Annotated in this window: 1 protein-coding gene; it reads left to right on the top strand. The window is 70.2% G+C overall.

All coding sequences use genetic code 11. The annotated features are described in order from the left end of the window. A partial coding sequence (locus ACWDBB_RS36215; protein ID WP_449793654.1) for an acyltransferase domain-containing protein occupies positions 1-1,330 on the top strand: 1,330 nt, incomplete at both ends.

Raw genomic sequence — 1,330 nt, 5'->3', positions numbered from 1 at the left:
AGCAGCAGGGCATCACCCCCGACTACCTCATCGGGCACTCCATCGGCGAAGTCACCGCCGCCCACCTCGCCGGCGTCCTCTCCCTCGAAGACGCCATCACCCTGGTCGCCGCCCGCGGACGCCTCATGCAATCCGCCCGCAACGACGGCGCGATGGCCGCCCTGGAAGCCACCGAAGAAGAAGTACTGGCGCTACTGGAGACGCAGGGCCACGGCGCCGACCTCGCCGCCGTCAACGGCCCCCACTCCACCGTCGTCTCCGGTGACACCCCGGCCGTCGAGGCCATCACCGCCCACTTCACCACCCAGGGCCGCCGCACCACCCGCCTCCAGGTCAGCCACGCCTTCCACTCCCCCCACATGGAAGACATCCTCGACGACTTCCAGACCACCATCACCGACCTGACCTACCACCCGGCACGCATCCCCGTCATCTCCAACCTCACCGCACAACCGATCACCACGGAACTCACCGACCCCGCCTACTGGGCCCGCCACATCCGCGAAGCCGTCCGCTTCCACCCCGGCATCCAGTACCTCGAAACCACCGGCGTCACCCGCTACCTCGAACTCGGCCCCGACACCACCCTCACCGCACTCACCCGCCAGACCCTCACCACCGACGCCACCGCCATCCCCACCCTGCGCAAGAACACCCCCGAAACCCAGACCTTCACCACCGCCCTCGCCACCCTCCACACCACCGGCCACACCCCCACCACCTGGACCCCAACCACCCCCACCCCCCAAACCGACCTCCCCACCTACCCCTTCCAACACCAGCACTACTGGGTCGACCGCACCACCACGAAGCCGACCGACGTCACTGCCGCGGGCCTCACCTCCGCCGGCCACCCGCTCCTCGGCGCCCTCATCACCCTCGCCGACAGCGACCAACTCGTCCTCACCGGACGCATCTCCACCACCACCCACCCCTGGCTCGCCGACCACACCATCGCCGGATCCACCCTCCTGCCCGGCACCGCCTTCGTCGACCTCGCCCTCCACGCCGCCCAACACACCGACACCGCCACCCTGGAGGACCTGACCCTCGCCGCTCCGCTGGTCCTGTGTGAGCAGCAGGCCGTGGACCTCCAACTCACCGTCGACGCACCGGACTCCGAGGGCCGGCGCGCGCTCACCATCCACTCGCGCGCGGACGAGGACCACCCCTGGACCCGTCACGCCACCGGCACCCTCACCAACACCACCCCCCACACCCCCGACACCCCCGACACCAACACCACCTGGCCCCCCGCCACCGCCACCCCCATCGACCTCACCGACACCTACCACCACCTCACCCAACGCGGCTACACCTACGGCCCCGC

The organism is Kitasatospora sp. NPDC001095 (assembly GCF_053598615.1).
Note: the sequence above shows the minus strand (reverse complement) of the source record. Positions and strands in the feature narration are given on the sequence as shown.